Here is a 17,439-nt window from a genome sequence, read left to right on the forward strand (position 1 = left end):
TCAGAAGAACCCTCTGAAGTCTTTTTTACGGAATCCTGACACTGCCAGCATACTTATCCTTCCAGTATTGGCTTGTGTTCATATTGGTAATGGTGACGCCGGACGATACGGTGGCATGAATGACTTGCCCGTTGCCGATATAGATGGCCGGATTTAAGCTTTCCGCTTTAAAAAAGACCAAATCACCAGGCTTTACATCTTGTTTATCAATCCGAGTTCCCGCCTGCATTTGCTTTTCCGCATAACGCGGCAGGCTGATGCCTGCGGCTTTTTGATAGACGTATTGGATAAAGCCCGCCGTATCAAAGCCTGTTTCCGGTGAGACGCCGCCTTTTTGATATGGGGCGATTCCGATATAGAGAGCCGCCTCTGAAACGATTGGGTTTTCTTTGGGGATCGACAAATTGTTGAATCTGCGTACACCGGAAAGCCGTTTTTGCCAATAATCCTCTGATAAGTAGGAAATGGTGACCTTTTCTGTGCGGCTGGCATGAATGAATCTGCCTCCGCCCGCATAAATACCGGCGTGAGATATTCCTTTTTTATATGTGTTGCTGAAATAGATAATGTCACCAGGCTGCATATCCGCCACTTTGATTTTTTCACCGACCGTCCACTGCTGCTCGGCTGATCTCGGCAAATAAATGTGCAGCTTGTTTTCAAAAACATATTGAACAAATCCTGAACAGTCGAATCCTTCTTCCGGTGTGCTTCCGCCAAAAACATACGGAATGTCGAGATACCGTTCGGCTTCCTGCACAATCGGGTTATCGGACAGTTCCGGATCTTTTGAAATCCGTCTTGCGCCGAGATATAAGTTCATCCAATAGCTGCTTTTTTGAAAATTTGTAACGGTTACTCCCGCCGACTGGGAGCTGTGAATCATTTCCCCGTCTCCGATATAAAGGCCTTCATGGACAGGCGTGTTTTCTGACGAATCCGATTTTCTGAAAAAGACAATATCACCAGGCGAAAGATCGCCTTCTTTTACGGCGGCTCCGACTTTCCATTGATCACCGGCCGTTCTCGGCAGATGAATGTTCTGCTGTGCGAAAAGATAATGAATGAATCCGGATGGATCGAAGCCTTCCCTCGGCTGTTCGCCCCCGTAAAGATATTTATATCCGACAAGCTTTTGCGCCTCCTCTATCATCGGCGCAAAAGCTTGAGAGTCCGCTTCGGCGATTTCTGTTCTCGTTATTACAGGTGTCACAAGGCAAATCATAAGGCCAGCAAGCATATACTTCCTCCAGCTTGTGAGCATGTTCCCTATTCACTCTCCCTCCTATTTAATAGTTTTAACATCGGTATGTTTTAACAAATGTTTAGGAGGAAGCGTATAAAAAAAGACTTGCCGTGGAGCCTGAATACAGGCTGCCGGCAAGCCGGGAGCATTGCTGCTTATTTTGCGTCTGATGTATCTTCTTGCTGAATCTTTTGCATTTCAGCATCAATTTTTTGTTTCTCTTGATCTGTCAGCTGATCGTTAAATTTAAAAGCTGACATAAACATAAATACCATAATAATAGCTGCGAACGGCCAGCCGGCTTTAATGATTTTCATTGCTCATCACTCCGCTTTCTTTTTTAAAATATCACTGTGATCGACATCAAACGTTAATTTTCCGTCTTTAACACTCCACTTGAAATTCGATTCTTTTGTCAGTTCGCGAATAATCGTTTTTTCATTGACGCTGCCTTTTTTGACCGGGGCAGGTGTCGCTTCATGAATTTTCATCGGCGTGATTTCAAAACGTCCCGTTCCGTTTTTCTGCAAATGATATTGGACAAGCGCGCTGTCTCTTGTTCTCGTCCATCCTTGGTCGAATACGAAGTTCCCCAGGCTGTAGAAAATGACGGTGCCGTGGTACATTTCGATCGGCTCTAAAACGTGCGGATGGTGGCCGACGATAATATCCGCGCCTGCATCTGACATGGCTCTTGCCAATTGGCGCTGCCTGTCATTCGGATCGTTATCATATTCCTGGCCCCAGTGCGTCTGGACAACGACAAGGTCCGCGTTCTTTTTGGCCTTAGAAATCATCGGAATAAACAGCTCCGGATCAGCCGGCAGCACACCCGGTGCATTTCGTTTGGCGGTAAAGTCTTTTCCGTATACATCGGTGAATCCTAAAGTTGCGATTTTGATTCCGTTTACATCTTGATACGAAATATTCTGTTCGGCTTCCTTCAGCGTTAAGCCGGCTCCGACGAGATCAAGATTTTGCTTTGAAAATTCTTCAACTGTATCCTGCATTCCTTGAGGGCCGTAGTCCATCGCATGGTTGTTCGCGCCTGTCAGAACGGTGAAATTCATATCCTTTAATACTTTTACGGCATCTTTATTTGACTGAAGGTGGATATTTTTATCCGCTTCTTTGTAGTTCTTTTTATATGTGACCGGGTTTTCAAAGTTCCCTGACACATAATCGGACGCTTCGAAAAATGGCTTCGCGTAACGGAAAACGCTTTCTGTTCCCTTGCGGCCTGTAACTTTTTCCACATATCGGCCCATCATGATATCTCCGACAAAAGAGGCTGACACTACGTCATCGGCATTCCGTTTCACACTCGGCGTTTCCGCCTTCCCTGTCAGTATGCAGACAAACATCAGGCAAAAGACGATAGGCAGAGCGATAAAAACGTGAAGATTGGTCTTCTTTTTCTGCTGTTTTGTCAGTTTTAACAGTTTTTCTTGAAAGCTTAATTGTTTTTTCATCGTTTGACACACCTTACATTAGATTAAGTAGTAAGCAAACATAATGGCAAAAGTTGCGCCGCTTAAGAACAGCGTGCTGGCAAATGTGATCGTTAATCCTTGTTTCTGAATGGTGTTGGCAATTAATCCCGGGACAATGATACCGATTCCGCGGAATTCGGATATCTCAAACGGGACAATCGGATAGAGAAAATCAAGTGCAATTTTTAAGCATATCCCCGTAATGAGCATCGCCGCGAACTTTCTGCGGCCGTACAAGATCATAAATCTGGATAGCCCGTATTTGACGATGACGTATGTAAGAAGGCTGACGAATAGCACGAGCAAAATAAAGACCGGCTGATTAAAAACAAGCCCCAGATATCCCGGTACAACTAACCCGGCAGGCACAATACCCGTTTTTTCCGCAAAAATTAAACTGATTAACACGCCTAAAATAAGTGAAATATATAAATCTGATCCGAACATTTATCCTTTTCCTCCTAGCTAACGAGCTGTTTCACCTTATACTCTTGGATTTTTTCGATTAAAGGTTCCGCTGAACCATGGATATTTCCGACGCCATATATGACACGGTTATGCATTCTTGTTTTCAGTACTTCCATAATTTCATCTGTTGATTTGTATTCAAGATCATGCAGCGTATCGGCCGGTATTTTGCCTTCTTCATAGGCTCTGACAATCGGTTCCGTCGTTTCGCCGATCAGGATGAGTTCTTTCGTTTTAATATACGGCAGTACATCATTAGCGAACTGGATGGTTCTGTCCACACGGTCCGCGCGGCAGTTCATGATAACAACCGGTTCATCTGTCGGATAGCCGATTTCCTTTACGCGTTTCCATATATTTAAAGTAGAAGATGCATCATTTGCGGCAAAGCCATTAACGAAATGACCTGGCTCCTTCGTACTGAGCAGCGGCAGAATTCTCATGGCGCCAGGGTCAGGCGGCGCATTCAGCATTCCTTTAAACGCTGTTTCTTCATCAATGCCGAGCGCTTGGGCAACGCCGAGCGCAAGTGAAGCGTTATCAGGAAAGACCATATATTCAAATTTCCGCAAGTACTCATCCGTGATTTTAGAGTTATCAGCAACGATGACTTCGGTATTCCGCTCTGCGGCTTTTTCTTTAAAGAAATCTGTGTATTCACTATCTGTAATAATGAGATGGCCGTTATAAGGAATTGTCGCGGTAAATGCTTCGGCAATCTCATCAAGCGTCGGTCCCATTACATCCATATGATCTTCAAGCACGTTTACGATGACGCCGATATTGGCTTGAAGCAGTTCTTCCTGAAAGATAATCTGATAATCCGGATTCACCGCCATACACTCACTGACAATGGCGTTGGCCCCGCGTTCTACAGTTTCCTTCATTACTTCTTTTTGCTCGCCGATATTAGGGCCTTGCGGTTTCCGTTTGATCGGTTTTTCCTCCGGCGTATCCCAATAGATCATTCTCGCATCTGTTCCCGTCGTTTTTCCGACTGTTTTGTAGCCCGCCTCCATTAGTATTCCGGTCGTCAGCCTCGTTACGGTCGACTTTCCGCGGATACCATTAATATTGACGCGTACTGGCAGAGCATCGATATTCTTCTGATGCCGCCTTTTTTCTATGATTCCGATGACTAGTACGGCAGCACAGGCTATAATGAGTAACCACATTGATTTTTGACATCCCCTTCTGTATTGATAAATTCATTCATCAGTATATAGGTTCACTATGAATTCTCAATCGGCATTATGTAACATAATCTTCCCGGCCTCACTGAGCCAAACTTCTCTATTACTGACGCTTTTCTTCCTATTATTGAATTGCTATTTTTGGGAATAGACAGGACTTCACTCTTACTCCGATTTTTTTCCTGCCAAATGAATCCGCTTTCATTTTGACAGGGTTTTGAATTCGGACTAATTGGACTATAAGAGGCCGGAAACAAAAAGATGCACTTGAAATCCATCTTTTTTCAGCCCGTTCTGTCAGCCTTCCCCGCTCACAGCGCATGTTTTCGTCTGTATATTCGCAAACGGACGGACAGCCTGTTTTTTAAGGATAAGGTCATAAAGTCATTCATTTATCCCCCTCGCCCGACTAACAGTCCTATTCCAAAATAACTACCAGTTCAGCATGAAATTGACAGAGAAAGGGAGGTCCGGCTTCTTTACAAGAAATAAACATTTTCTATGCGGAAAGTCCATCTTCTTTTTTCCCATTCACAGGCCTTTTCTCACCCTTTTGAAACAATTTTAACAATACTTAATATTCGTTCAAGAAATGTTCATCCATAATTGTGCAGACTTTGGTAAAACATCAAGGAAAATCAAGAATTCCTCGTTTTATTAAATGAATAAAATAGGAATAGCCGCTGAAAACTACAGATAACCCTGAGAAAGGAGGCGGTCTGATGCCTGGAGAAAAGCAAAGCAGGCTGTTACCGGGCGATTTTGAATCCGCTGTCCGAAAATTGCAGGAGCTTATGTGTGTTTGCGGAGATTTAAAGATACGAAGGATCAAACTGCAGGAGCGTCAAACCGCTTTTTTTTATATTGAACACATGATTGAGGAACAGAAGCTGAACGAGTTTCTGCTGAGCGACACCGTGCAGAGCGGCTCCCTTGAGAACACAATCGATTCCATCAGCAGCACAGAAACAAATGAAGTCCGCAGCATTGTGGATGGCATTCTAGCGGGGCAAGTGGTTTATCTCAGCGATGCTTCTGATCAGGCGCAGCTGTTTTCCGTCGGGCAGAACCCGCTGCGCGCCATTACGGAACCGGAATCTGAAAGCATCGTCCGCGGCGCCCATGACGGCTTTGTGGAAAGTTTAGATACGAACATTCATCAGCTTCGGTTCCATATTCAAGACCGACACCTCTCTGTTCATTACATGGATATCGGAGAAAGGGCAAAATCGAAGGTTGCCGTGATCTATATCGAAAATATCGCCAATCCCGAAATTGTTGACGAAGTGAAGCGGCGCCTGTCCTACCTGCAGATTGACAGTGTGCTGGCGCCGGGAATTATCGAGGAATCGATAGAAGACAATTCGTTTTCCATTTTTCCGCAGATCATTCATACGGAACGACCGGATAAAGCAAAAGCCTCAGTCATGGAAGGCTGCGTTCTTGTCATGATGGATGGAAGCCCGTCCGCATTGATTGCGCCGATTACCTTTTTTTCTTTTTTTCAATCGCCCGATGATTACAGCACAAGGTGGATTTCTGCGAGCTTTTTGAGAGTGCTCAGATTTTTCGCTTTTATGATTGCGATTACGCTGCCCGCATTTTATATTGCGCTGATAGCGTTTCACTTCGAGGTCATTCCTAATGATCTGATTATTACGATGAAAAATTCAATTGTTGATATTCCTTTTCCTCCGCTGATTGAGGCTATGATTATGGAAATTACGATTGAGCTGATCCGCGAGGCCGGTATACGGCTTCCGAAACCGATCAGCCAGACAATCGGCATCGTCGGCGGGCTTGTCATTGGTGACGCAGTCGTTAAAGCAGGGCTTATCTCCAATATGATGGTTATCGTCGTAGCCGTGACGGCTGTTTCATCTTTTGTTCTTCCTTCATATGAAATGAGCACGTCCATTCGCACCGTCAGGTTTCCGCTCATGTTTCTGGCGGCTTCATTTGGTTTTATCGGAATCGGGCTGGGATTCGGGGTCATTCTGATGAACTTATGCAAGCTCGAGTCGCTGGGCGTGCCTTATTTATCATCTCTTACCCCTTTTCATTTCAGTGATTTAAAGGATGCCTTTATTCGTCTGCCGGCCTGGTTCATTAAAAGAAGACCTTTTTATCTGAGACCGAAAGATTCCAAACAAATTAAACATGTTCGGGGGTGGAGAAGAGATGAAACCTAAAAAAATCAGCCAGCTTCAGGCGGTGTGTTTCATCCTTCAGACGCAAATCAGTATCGGTGTGCTGGCGCTTCCTCATTTGCTGATAGTGAAGTCGGGAAGCAGCGGATGGATTTCCATCCTGCTGACCGGGTTGATCGTTCAGCTCACCTGCAGTCTGTATATGGTGTTATTTTACCGGTTTCCGAAGATGAGCCTTTATGAAATGTTTGATGCGGTTTTCGGAAAATTTCTCGGAAAAGGGCTGCAGGTGCTGTATATTTTATATTTTGCGCTTCTTTGCATACTCATTCTTTCCGTTTTCACACGAGTATTGGATATTTGGGTGCTTCCGCTGACTCCTAACTGGGTCATCAGCTTAATGATCATCCTCGGCTCTGTTTATATTGCGCAAGCGCCGCTGAACGCGATTGCCAGGTTCAGCTTTGTCTTAACTCCGCTTTTGTTATTAATATCACTGCCGCTTCTGTACACGCTCGGAAAAGCCGATATGACTTACATTCTGCCGGTTTTTCAAGGGAACATGAAGGACATGCTCTCAGGGGTGCAGCAAACGCTGATCAGCATCACCGGCTTTGAATCGATGCTTGTATTGGGTCCCCTCATTAACTGCACCGTCAGCCAGCGCTACAAAGTGATGACGATAACCAATGTTCTGGTTACTTTCTATTATCTGTATATCACCATTACTTGTTTCGTCACTTTCAGCCCCGAGGAAATCAAAATCATCCCGGAGCCTGTGCTGTATCTGTTAAAAACGGTTTCATTCAGGATTATAGAACGGACGGATTTACTATTTTTGACGTTTTGGTTCGTTACCGTTTTTTCAACATTGGCGAATGTGTTTTATCTGGCCAGCACCGGCATGGCTAAGCTGTTTAATAAAAAACAGCACAGCCGGTTTGTTTATTTGCTGGCCGTACTCGTCTTTCTTCCGTCCATTTGGGCCACAAGCACTGATAAAACGATTTCCATTCTGGACCATATCGTCCGCCTTTCAGATATTATCTTTGTCTATCTTTTCCCGGCATGTATGGCGCTGATTATCGTCCTTTTGAAAAAGGGTGTCCGCCATGCCCATTAAAAAAGCGATCCTCCTGTTTGTCATATGTGCATGTCTTACGCTGACGGGCTGCTGGGACCAAAATTTGTTAAAGGATATTTCTCTCGTGCTCACCGCAAGCCTTGATGTCGATCATGACGGAAAAAATAAGATCGGCATCACCTATCGAAAAGTGCAGTCTTCCCAAGCAGAACAGGAAACCGGCGGCTCGTTTATTACAACGGTGCTCAGCTCTACGGGACATACTGTCCGAGAAGCGCGGTTTAACTTGGATAAGCTTGTGGATCAGCGGATTGACACATCCAAACAAAGGGTATTATTAATCGGAGAAAAAATGACGGAAAAACCGCTTTTCCCATATCTGGATGTGTTCTATAGGGACGCTAAAAGCCCCCTTCTCGCACATCCGGCGGTCATAAAGGACGGAGAAGCGCTTGATGTGCTTAAGCTGATTGTCCGGCAAAAATTGATTGTCAGTAAATACTTAACGAATTTATTAGCAAGCGCTGACGCGGAATCGAATATCAGCCTGGAAAATTTGCAATCCATCCGTTCAAGCATGCTGACGGCTGATGAGGATTTTGCCCTTCCCTACTTAGCAATCCACGGACAAACCGTGAAAGTGGAAGGCTCGGCTTTGTTCAGAGGACAAAAAAAAGTGACCGAGGTACTCGGCCAGGATTCCACCCTGCTGACGCTTTTAAACGGCCATTTTTCTAAAACCGCCAACATTAACCTGAAGCTTTGGAACAAATATAAAATGGATATTGAAAATTATATTTCTCTCACCGTTACCGATGCAACGCAAAAGATTACATTTTTGAATGCAGACCCTCAGCATATCAAAGTGAAGGTTTTCTTAAAGCTTAACGCGCGCGTCGATGAATATCCGAAAGACAGGCTTGATTCGTATACCGCCATTGAACAAATCAACAAACAGGCTGCGGCAGACTTAAATGAACGCGCCGGAACAGTGATCCGCAACATACAGGAACACAACACTGATATCTTGGGAATCGGCCGAAAATATCAATCGCGTTATTTTGAACAAGGCAAACGCCTCAAATGGCGGGAGGTCTATCCGTCGATAGAGATTATTCCTGATATTCATGTGAATATTTCTCAAATCGGTATTGTGGATTAAAAGGAGGCCGGCCTCCTTTTTTTATTGCCAACAGAAAAACTTCGTGATAATCTTATGTAAACGGTTACATACATTAAAAGGAGGAGTGCTTGTTGGCAACGATTAAGGATGTCGCAGGCGCTGCCGGCGTCTCTGTTGCTACGGTCTCCCGTGTGCTGAATGACAATGGCTACGTGCATGAGGACACAAGAACAAAGGTTATGCTTGCGATGGAGAAACTGAATTATTATCCGAATGAAGTTGCCCGCTCTCTTTATAAAAGAGAATCCAGACTGATCGGGCTTTTGCTTCCGGATATTACGAATCCCTTTTTTCCGCAGCTTGCCCGCGGCGCTGAAGACGAATTACAGCGCCAAGGCTATCGGCTGATCATCGGCAACAGTGATGAAGAATTGGAAAAAGAGCTTGATTACCTTCAAACATTTAAACAAAACCAAGTCGCCGGAATTTTGGCGGCCACAAATTATCCTGATCTTCCCGAATACAGCGGCAGTTTTTACCCGGTTGTTTTTCTGGACCGGACAAAAGAAGGCGCTCCGTCTGTATTCAGCGACGGACGGGCCGGAGGAAAAATCGCGGCCGAGGAAATGCTGCGCGGAGGAAGCAAATGCATCACGCTTGTCAAAGGCCCGGACCATCTTCCCACGGCTCAGGAACGGTTCAGCGGCGCACTTGACGTGCTGCAGCACGCAGACGCACAGTTCCAAGTGTTGTCAGCCGCTTCATTTTCACTGAACGATGCAGCGGCTTTAGCGGAAGAATTGTTTGCCGCATATCCGGAGACCGACGGAGTCATTGCCAGCAATGATATGGCGGCGGCGGCCGTTTTGCACGAGGCGCTGCGGCTCGGAAAAAAAGTCCCGCAAGATATCCAAATCATCGGCTATGACGATATCCCGCAAAGCAGGCTGCTGTTCCCGCCCCTTTCCACCGTTCGCCAGCCGGCATATGAGATGGGAAAAGAAGCCGCAAACCTGCTGTTACAAATGATAAAAAAAGAACCGCTGACAGAGACGGCCATTCAAATGCCTGTCACTTTCATCAAAAGACAAACGACGAGAAAGGATGATGATCATGAGTAAAATTTGCGTAATCGGCAGCTGTTCTATGGATTTAGTCGTCACATCGGATAGACGTCCGAAGGCTGGTGAAACCGTACTGGGCACAGCCTTTAAAACCGTGCCCGGCGGAAAAGGCGCAAATCAGGCCGTAGCCGCTTCCCGCTTAGGCGCAAACGTTTATATGGTAGGAAAAGTCGGAGATGACAGCTATGGAAAAGCAATTGTCGACAACTTACAAGCAAACGGCGTCAATACGGAATATATGGAAACGGTTACACATAAAGAAAGCGGCACGGCTCATATTGTGCTGGCCGAAGGAGACAACAGTATCGTCGTCATCAAAGGCGCGAATGATGACATCTCTCCTGACTATGCGACAAAAGCGATCGCTGAGCTATCCGGCATTGATATCGTACTGATTCAGCAGGAGATTCCCGAAGAAACCGTTGAGGAAGTATGCAGCTTTTGCCGTGCACGCCATATCCCGGTCATGCTCAACCCGGCGCCCGCCCGTCCGCTGAAAGCAGCAGCCATTGAAGATGCCGCATATGTAACGCCGAATGAACATGAAGCATCCATCTTATTTCCCGACAGAACGAAGGAAGAAGCGCTGGCTGATTATCCCGGCAAACTGTTCATTACCGAGGGAAAAAAAGGCGTGCGGTACTCAAATGGCGCCGCAGAACGCCTCGTTCCCTCCTTTCCTGTTGAGGCAATAGATACGACCGGCGCGGGCGACACCTTTAACGCGGCATTTGCCGTCGCTCTTGCGGAAAGACAAGACATTGAACAAGCGCTTCTGTTTGCCAACCGTGCCGCCTCCCTGTCGGTGCAAAAATTCGGCGCCCAAGGCGGCATGCCGTCCAGAGAAGAAGTTGAGGAGCTGCTGTCATGAAAAAACACGGTATCTTAAACAGCCACATTGCCAAACTATTAGCCGATTTCGGCCATACAGACCTCATTGCGATTGCAGATGCCGGTTTGCCCGTCCCCGACGGAGTGATCAAAATTGATTTGTCCTTACAGGCGGGTGTTCCCGCCTTCCGGGACGTCGCCGGATTGCTGGCTGAGGAAATGGCCGTTGAAAAGGTCATTGCCGCTTCAGAAATCAAAGACGCAAACCATGAGAATGCCAGCTTCTTAGAAAGCCGATTTTCAGAGCAGCCGATTGAATACATCCCCCACGAAGAATTCAAACGGCTCACACAGAAAGCAAAAGCCGTCATTCGAACAGGTGAAATGACACCATACGCCAACTGCATCCTGCAGGCGGGTGTGATTTTCTAGAAAGAAGGGATACAGAATGCACATCGTCATGACTGATATTCATAAAGCATTCGGAAAAAACCAGGTGCTCTCCGGCGTCTCATTTGAGCTTCAGCCGGGGGAAATCCACGCTTTAATGGGAGAAAACGGAGCGGGCAAATCCACTTTGATGAACCTGCTCACCGGACTGCACCGCCTCGACAAAGGGCATATCTCAATTAACGGGACAAGAACGAGCTTCTCCAATCCGAAAGAAGCCGAGAAGCACGGAATCGCTTTTATCCATCAAGAGCTGAATATATGGCCGGAAATGACGGTGCTGGAAAACCTCTTTATCGGCAAAGAGCTGACGACAGCATTCGGCGTATTGGATATGAAGAAAATGAAAGCGCTAGCAAAATCACAGATTAAAAAACTGGGCGTCTCTCTTCCTCTTGATCTGGAAGCCGGACAATGCTCTGTCGGCCAGCAGCAAATGATTGAAATTGCCAAGGCGCTGATGACAAACGCCGAAGTCATCATCATGGACGAACCAACCGCAGCGCTGACAGAACGGGAAATCAGCAAACTGTTTGAAGTGATGACGGCATTAAAAAAAGATGGCGTGTCCATCGTCTATATTTCTCACCGGATGGAAGAAATCTTTTCGATTTGCGACCGCATCACAATTATGCGGGACGGCCTCACTGTCGATACGGCCAACATCAAAGACACAAGCTTTGATGATGTCGTCAAAAAAATGGTCGGGCGTGAGCTGACTGACCGTTATCCGGAACGCGCCCCCTCTCTTGGCGACAAGGTGTTTGAAGTAAAAAACGCTTCGAAAAAAGGGAGCTTTTCAGAGGTCAGTTTCCATGTACGCGCCGGAGAAATCCTCGGTGTCTCCGGTTTGATGGGTGCGGGACGGACAGAAATTATGCGGGCGCTGTTCGGCATCGACCGTCTTGATTCGGGAGAGATATGGATGTCAGGACAGCAAATAAAAATTCAAGGGCCGCATGACGCCATTCAAAAGGGGCTCGGCCTGATCACGGAAAACCGCAAAGATGAGGGATTGCTGCTGGATACATCCATTCGGGAAAACATCGCATTGCCGAGCCTGACGAGTTTCTCCCCTAAAGGCATCATTGACCGAAAACGCGAAGCGGAATTTGTCGAGCTGCTCATCAAGCGGCTGACCATTAAAACCGCTTCTTCTGAAACTGCTGCGCGCCACTTGTCCGGAGGAAACCAGCAAAAAGCAGTCATCGCCAAATGGATCGGGATCGGCCCTAAAGTTCTTATCCTCGATGAACCGACAAGGGGCGTGGATGTAGGTGCGAAAAGAGAAATTTATTCATTAATGAATGAACTGACCGATCGCGGCGTCGCCATTATTATGGTGTCTTCCGAGCTTCCGGAAATCCTCGGCATGAGTGACAGAATCATCGTTGTCCACGAAGGGCGCATCAATGGAGAAATCAATGCGGCAGGCGCCACACAAGAACATATTATGACACTTGCCACGGGAGGGCAGCAGGATGAAAACTGAACCAATGAAATCAACTGAACAAAAGCGCTTTTCTTTTGATACATTTACGCAAAAACTCGGCCCGTTTCTCGGATTATTGATTCTCGTGATCATCGTTTCCATTTTAAACCCGAGCTTTTTAGAGCCGTTAAATATCCTCAATTTGCTTCGCCAGGTTGCGATTAACGCGCTGATCGCATTCGGAATGACCTTTGTGATTTTGACGGGCGGGATCGACCTTTCTGTAGGAGCGATTCTCGCCTTATCCAGCGCCTTGGTCGCCGGAATGATGGTATCCGGCATTGATCCGATTCTCGCTGTCATCCTTGGCTGTGCAATTGGCGCGGTCCTCGGCATGATCAACGGTTTATTAATCACAAAAGGAAAAATGGCGCCATTCATCGCCACTTTGGCGACAATGACGGTCTTCCGCGGATTGACCCTCGTGTATACGGACGGCAATCCGATTACGGGGCTCGGCTCTGGTTACGCTTTTCAATTATTCGGGCGCGGTTATTTTCTCGGTATTCCCGTTCCCGCCATTACCATGCTGATCACGTTTGCCATTCTGTGGATTCTTCTGCATAAAACACCATTCGGGCGGCGGACGTACGCAATCGGCGGCAATGAAAAAGCGGCGCTGATATCCGGGATTAAAGTGCCGCGCATTAAGATCATGATCTATTCTCTGACAGGTTTGTTATCGGCTCTGGCCGGCGCAATTCTGACATCCCGCTTAAACTCCGCGCAGCCGACAGCCGGAGAATCATACGAGCTGGACGCCATTGCCGCAGTCGTTCTCGGCGGAACGAGCCTTTCCGGCGGACGCGGACGCATTGTCGGGACATTAATCGGGGTTTTGATTATCGGGACGCTCAATAATGGATTGAACCTTCTCGGCGTATCGTCTTTTTATCAGCTCGTCGTCAAAGGAATCGTTATTTTAATCGCGGTATTGCTGGACCGCAAGAAATCGGCATAGGAGGATATATATGAAGAAAGCCATCATTGCGATAGTCACATTATCATTGTTTTTGCTGTCTGCCTGTTCACTTGATCCGCCTCAATGGGCGAAACCGTCAACCTCGAAACATAAAAAAGAATATACGATCGGATTGTCCGTGTCCACGCTGAACAACCCGTTCTTCGTGTCACTAAAAGAAGGGGTTGTGAAAGAAGCGAAGAAACGGGGCATGAAGGTCATTATCGTAGATGCCCAGAATGATTCATCTAAACAGTCAAATGACGTGGAAGATTTGATCCAGCAAGGAGTCGACGCATTGTTAATCAATCCGACTGACTCATCGGCGATTTCCACGGCCGTCGAATCGGCGAATTCACTCAGCATTCCTGTCATTGCGCTTGACCGCTCCGCCGAACACGGCAAAGTCGAAACGCTCGTTGCATCTGACAATATCAAAGGGGGCGAAATGGCGGCTGATTATCTCGCGGATCAGCTCGGAAAAGGCGCCAAGGTCGCTGAACTGCAAGGGGTTCCGGGCGCTTCTGCAACGAGAGAGCGGGGCACGGGCTTCCACAACATTGCCGACAAAAAGCTGAACGTCGTAACAAAACAAGCGGCCGATTTTGACCGGACAAAAGGACTGACCGTCATGGAAAACCTGCTGCAAGGCCATCCCGACATTCAAGCCGTGTTCGCCCATAATGATGAAATGGCGCTCGGCGCGCTTGAGGCGATCAATAGCTCAGGAAAACACATTCTTGTCGTCGGTTTTGACGGAAATAAAGACGCCCTCGCTTCTGTAAAAAATGGGAAGCTGACTGCCACTGTGGCCCAGCAGCCCGAACTGATCGGAACACTGGCGGCTGAAGCGGCTGAGCAAGTTCTGAAAGGAGAAAAAGTCAAAAAAAACATTTCCGCGCCATTAAAGCTTCGGACACAAAAGTAACCGCCTGATGTTTATTCTTTTGCCAAAACGTGAAAAGAATAAAATAAAAGGAGAGAGATAGATGAAGAAACCAGCAAAAACAGCGTCCATTCTCACCCTGGCCGCAGGAATTACGGCGGCTTCCGCAGCCGGCATCGCGCCGATTCCTGAAAGCCATGCCGCAGAAGCGGTCAAGATTGACGACCTATACAGCTATCCGTTAGACTCTTATCTCGTTTCAGCTGAGGCATTGCACGTAAGAACAAAAGCGTCAGCAGCAAGTCCGAAAGCTGATATCCTTCATTTAGGCGACAGCTTAAAGGTTATTTCATACCCGAATGCCGACTGGGCTAAAGTTCATTATAAAAACGGGAAAACCGGATTTGTATCGACTCATTATATTGTCAAAGAAGCAACGACGGTGAAAACAACAGCAAAAACAAAGGTATATACAGAAAAAGCCGTCAAAACAACCCTTCCCAAAAGCACAAGCGTTTCTTTTCTAGGCTGGAAAAAGACCCCTAACGGCGGCTTTGATTTCGGCTGGGCGCTTGTCGATTACGGCGGCTCAACCGGATATATCAGCACAAAAGATCTCCAAAAGTTAAAATAATGCCAAAACGGATTTCGCAATTTAGCGCGAAATCCGTTTTTTATTCCCTAACGGCAGATAGAAATGTCGGAAGACCGGAATATTTCCTGAGAAATATTGTCGGAATCCGGCCGGATTAATGCATCACCTGTCCGCCCGTGACATTTATAGATTGGCCCGTCATATAGTTCGCCTTATCAGAGGCATAGAATATAACGGCATTGGCTATATCATCATACGTGCAGCCCCGCTTCAGCGGAACTTTATCCGTGTACACCCGTTCAACCTCGTCCTCCTGTATTCCGAGCTTTTTCGCATATTGCGGAATAAGGCTTTGGAACATTGGAGATTTCAGCAAATTCCCCGGCATAATGGCGTTTACGCGGACATTATGCTCTGCTAAATCCAGCGCCAAGCTCTGCGTCAGACCGACCCCGCCGAACTTAGATGCCGAGTAAGCAGAATTATGTTTGCTGCCGACTTTTCCGGACTTGGAGTTAATCTGAATAATATTTCCACCGCCTTGTTTGATCATGACTTTCGATACCTCTCTGGCACAGAGAAAATAACCGGTCAGATTGACATCCATCGTGGCATTCCAGTCATTGAGATGAAAATCGGTAATTTTCGTGCTTTTTGCCACACCCGCTACATAGACCAGCAAATCAATCCGCTGAAAAGCGCGTACAGATGTCTCGACCATCTCCGCCACTTCTTCTTCTTTCGTGACGTTCACTTTGACGGCAAGCGCCTCTCTCCCGTATGCAGCCTTTATGGAAGCCGCCACCTTTTCAGCTTTGTCAGCCTGAATGTCTGCCGCTATGATGTCATAGCCTTCTTCGGCGAGGCGGCAGCAGAGCGCTTCTCCCAAACTTTGTCCGCCGCCCGCTACTAACGCTACTTTTCGCAGTTCTTCCATTTCATTCGCCCCTCTTTACAATTTGTATTTTACTGTCTGCTTTCGGTAATGTAAGCTCAGCTTTTTCTAAATATAATGAGCCGGGCAGTTCAGGGACATCAGAACCGTCAAACTTCAAGGTAATGTGGCCCAACGCTTCTAAGTTTTTCTTTACCGCCTCTCCGACCGCGGTTATGCAGTATTCTTTGCCATTTAAGGTTAAAATGTCGCCGGCTTCAATGCTGCCGTTGACCTTATTTATCGAAATGAGCAGGCAGAAATCCGATAATTCCGCCGGCGCGTTTTCCCCGAACAGGATAAACATCCCCTCTGAAAGAAAATCCGCCGCCGAAGCTCCGATCTGCTGAATGTTTGTTTCATATAAAGTTTGCAACACAAGTCTCCCCCTTTGTTAATCGTATAGACCATAGCTCGCCAGCCATGCAATAAACACGGTCGGCGCTCCCGTTAAGAAACGGGAATACAGCACCGAAGGCACGCCGACTTCAATCGTTTCCGTTTCAGCATCCGCGAGCCCCAATCCGACCGGGACAAAGTCTGCCGAAGCCTGTGAATTGATCGCAAACAGCGCGGGCAATGCCAAGTGCGGCGGAATATTTCCCTTTCCGATTTCCACGCCGATTAATGACCCGATCACCTGGGAAATGACGGCGCCCGGTCCCAAAAAAGGTGATAACAAAGGAAACGAACAGATTAACGAAATCAATAGCAGGCCCCACAAGGTTCCGGCGAACGGTGATAAATACGATGCAAAGAGATCACCGATTCCTGACGCTTTTATGACACCGATCAGCATGGCGACAAACGCCATAAACGGCAGAATCGTTTTAATGACAGTATCAACTGCATCTCGGCCTGCCTGATAAAACACACTGACGACAGACCCCATCGCCATTCCGACTTTGGCCATTAACCCCTTAGGCTTTTGCTGTTCACTAATTTTTTTATCTGCGCTATACTTAGCCTGAGTATCTTCTTTAGGCGAAGAACTGCTCTTGCTGACATTGGATGCATGAGGTGTGGCAGCACCTTCTGATAATGCAATGTCAGCTTCTTTTACTCCTGAAACATAAATATCTTCTGTAATATGTTTTGCTAACGGACCGCTTGCACCGGTCGGCATTATATTAATGGTGGGAATCCGTTTTTGCGGATAAAGCCCGCAGCGCAATGTCCCGCCGCAATCAATGATGACACACGCCATTTCCTGCTCCGGCACACTGGTCTTAAAACCGTCAACAAGCTCTCCTCCCGATAATGCCGCTATTTTATCGGCAATGGCCGGCTTAGCCCCGCCAGTGACGTACACAATTTTATTTTTTCCGTCAGCCGGCGTTATCGTTAACGGCCCTCCAAAACCGCCCGGTCCCGCTTGAATTTGAATAGAATGATATGTTCGGCTCACC

The 17,439-nt window shown here is 47.0% G+C and carries 18 protein-coding genes; 10 read left to right on the top strand and 8 right to left on the bottom strand.

Annotation, left to right across the window (positions count from 1 at the left end; all coding sequences use genetic code 11):
- Positions 1-25: 25 nt before the first annotated feature.
- From KY305_RS02395 to pgsB, 5 genes are all read right to left on the bottom strand, one after another.
- Positions 26-1,264, bottom strand: coding sequence for a C40 family peptidase (locus KY305_RS02395; protein ID WP_223061196.1), 1,239 nt, complete (start codon positions 1,262-1,264; stop codon positions 26-28).
- Between the two features lie 137 nt (positions 1,265-1,401).
- Complete coding sequence (gene edmS, locus KY305_RS02400; protein ID WP_223061197.1) at positions 1,402-1,563, bottom strand: extrachromosomal elements maintenance protein EdmS; 162 nt, start codon at positions 1,561-1,563, stop codon at positions 1,402-1,404.
- 6 nt (positions 1,564-1,569) lie between these two features.
- Entirely contained in the window at positions 1,570-2,718 is a 1,149-nt protein-coding gene (locus KY305_RS02405) for a CapA family protein (RefSeq protein ID WP_223061198.1), read from the bottom strand.
- Between the two features lie 18 nt (positions 2,719-2,736).
- The gene (gene pgsC / locus KY305_RS02410; RefSeq protein WP_061522619.1) at positions 2,737-3,186 is read right to left on the bottom strand and encodes a poly-gamma-glutamate biosynthesis protein PgsC; all 450 of its coding nucleotides are present in this window, start codon (positions 3,184-3,186) and stop codon (positions 2,737-2,739) included.
- Positions 3,187-3,200: 14 nt separating this feature from the next.
- Positions 3,201-4,382 carry a poly-gamma-glutamate synthase PgsB gene (gene pgsB, locus KY305_RS02415; protein WP_223061199.1) on the bottom strand — a complete coding sequence of 394 codons (1,182 nt, stop codon included), beginning with the start codon at positions 4,380-4,382 and terminating at the stop codon, positions 3,201-3,203.
- Positions 4,383-5,122: 740 nt separating this feature from the next.
- On the opposite strand from pgsB, the gene KY305_RS02420 reads away from it, so the two are divergent.
- The 10 genes from KY305_RS02420 to KY305_RS02465 all read left to right on the top strand — a co-directional run bounded on the left by KY305_RS02420 (position 5,123) and on the right by KY305_RS02465 (position 15,135).
- Positions 5,123-6,592, top strand: a complete 1,470-nt coding sequence (locus KY305_RS02420) for a spore germination protein (protein WP_223061200.1) — start codon at positions 5,123-5,125, stop codon at positions 6,590-6,592.
- Positions 6,582-7,673: a GerAB/ArcD/ProY family transporter gene (locus KY305_RS02425; protein ID WP_223061201.1), complete on the top strand. Its 1,092-nt coding sequence runs from the start codon at positions 6,582-6,584 to the stop codon at positions 7,671-7,673. Before KY305_RS02420 ends, KY305_RS02425 begins: the two co-directional genes overlap by 11 nt.
- On the top strand, positions 7,663-8,796 hold the full coding sequence (locus KY305_RS02430; protein ID WP_223061202.1) for a Ger(x)C family spore germination protein: 1,134 nt from the start codon (positions 7,663-7,665) through the stop codon (positions 8,794-8,796). Before KY305_RS02425 ends, KY305_RS02430 begins: the two co-directional genes overlap by 11 nt.
- Positions 8,797-8,888: 92 nt before the next feature.
- Positions 8,889-9,878, top strand: a complete 990-nt coding sequence (locus KY305_RS02435; RefSeq protein ID WP_223061203.1) for a LacI family DNA-binding transcriptional regulator — start codon at positions 8,889-8,891, stop codon at positions 9,876-9,878.
- Positions 9,871-10,752 carry a ribokinase gene (gene rbsK / locus KY305_RS02440; protein ID WP_223061204.1) on the top strand — a complete coding sequence of 294 codons (882 nt, stop codon included), beginning with the start codon at positions 9,871-9,873 and terminating at the stop codon, positions 10,750-10,752. Before KY305_RS02435 ends, rbsK begins: the two co-directional genes overlap by 8 nt.
- A complete protein-coding gene (gene rbsD / locus KY305_RS02445; RefSeq protein WP_214802380.1) occupies positions 10,749-11,144 on the top strand; it encodes a D-ribose pyranase in 396 nt (131 codons plus the stop codon). The genes rbsK and rbsD overlap by 4 nt, the downstream gene beginning before the upstream one ends.
- A gap of 16 nt (positions 11,145-11,160) precedes the next feature.
- Complete coding sequence (locus tag KY305_RS02450; protein ID WP_223061205.1) at positions 11,161-12,654, top strand: sugar ABC transporter ATP-binding protein; 1,494 nt, start codon at positions 11,161-11,163, stop codon at positions 12,652-12,654.
- Positions 12,644-13,615 (top strand): ABC transporter permease, encoded by a 972-nt coding sequence (gene rbsC, locus KY305_RS02455; RefSeq protein WP_223061206.1) that lies wholly within the window; start codon positions 12,644-12,646, stop codon positions 13,613-13,615. Before KY305_RS02450 ends, rbsC begins: the two co-directional genes overlap by 11 nt.
- A gap of 10 nt (positions 13,616-13,625) precedes the next feature.
- The gene (gene rbsB / locus KY305_RS02460; RefSeq protein WP_223061207.1) at positions 13,626-14,543 is read left to right on the top strand and encodes a ribose ABC transporter substrate-binding protein RbsB; all 918 of its coding nucleotides are present in this window, start codon (positions 13,626-13,628) and stop codon (positions 14,541-14,543) included.
- A gap of 61 nt (positions 14,544-14,604) precedes the next feature.
- On the top strand, positions 14,605-15,135 hold the full coding sequence (locus KY305_RS02465; RefSeq protein WP_214802370.1) for an SH3 domain-containing protein: 531 nt from the start codon (positions 14,605-14,607) through the stop codon (positions 15,133-15,135).
- Positions 15,136-15,250: 115 nt separating this feature from the next.
- Here the strand turns inward: KY305_RS02465 and srlD are convergent, their stop codons facing one another.
- Genes srlD through srlE form a run of 3 tightly spaced genes read right to left on the bottom strand, consistent with a single transcriptional unit; the run spans position 15,251 to position 17,438 of the window.
- Positions 15,251-16,033 (bottom strand): sorbitol-6-phosphate dehydrogenase, encoded by a 783-nt coding sequence (gene srlD, locus KY305_RS02470; protein WP_223061208.1) that lies wholly within the window; start codon positions 16,031-16,033, stop codon positions 15,251-15,253.
- A gap of 1 nt (position 16,034) precedes the next feature.
- Positions 16,035-16,409: a PTS glucitol/sorbitol transporter subunit IIA gene (locus tag KY305_RS02475; protein ID WP_316252427.1), complete on the bottom strand. Its 375-nt coding sequence runs from the start codon at positions 16,407-16,409 to the stop codon at positions 16,035-16,037.
- A gap of 15 nt (positions 16,410-16,424) precedes the next feature.
- Positions 16,425-17,438, bottom strand: a complete 1,014-nt coding sequence (srlE, locus tag KY305_RS02480; protein ID WP_214802361.1) for a PTS glucitol/sorbitol transporter subunit IIB — start codon at positions 17,436-17,438, stop codon at positions 16,425-16,427.
- Position 17,439 lies beyond the last annotated feature (1 nt).

It is taken from the genome of Bacillus sp. YC2, assembly GCF_019891195.1.
In the GTDB taxonomy this organism is placed as follows: domain Bacteria; phylum Bacillota; class Bacilli; order Bacillales; family Bacillaceae; genus Bacillus.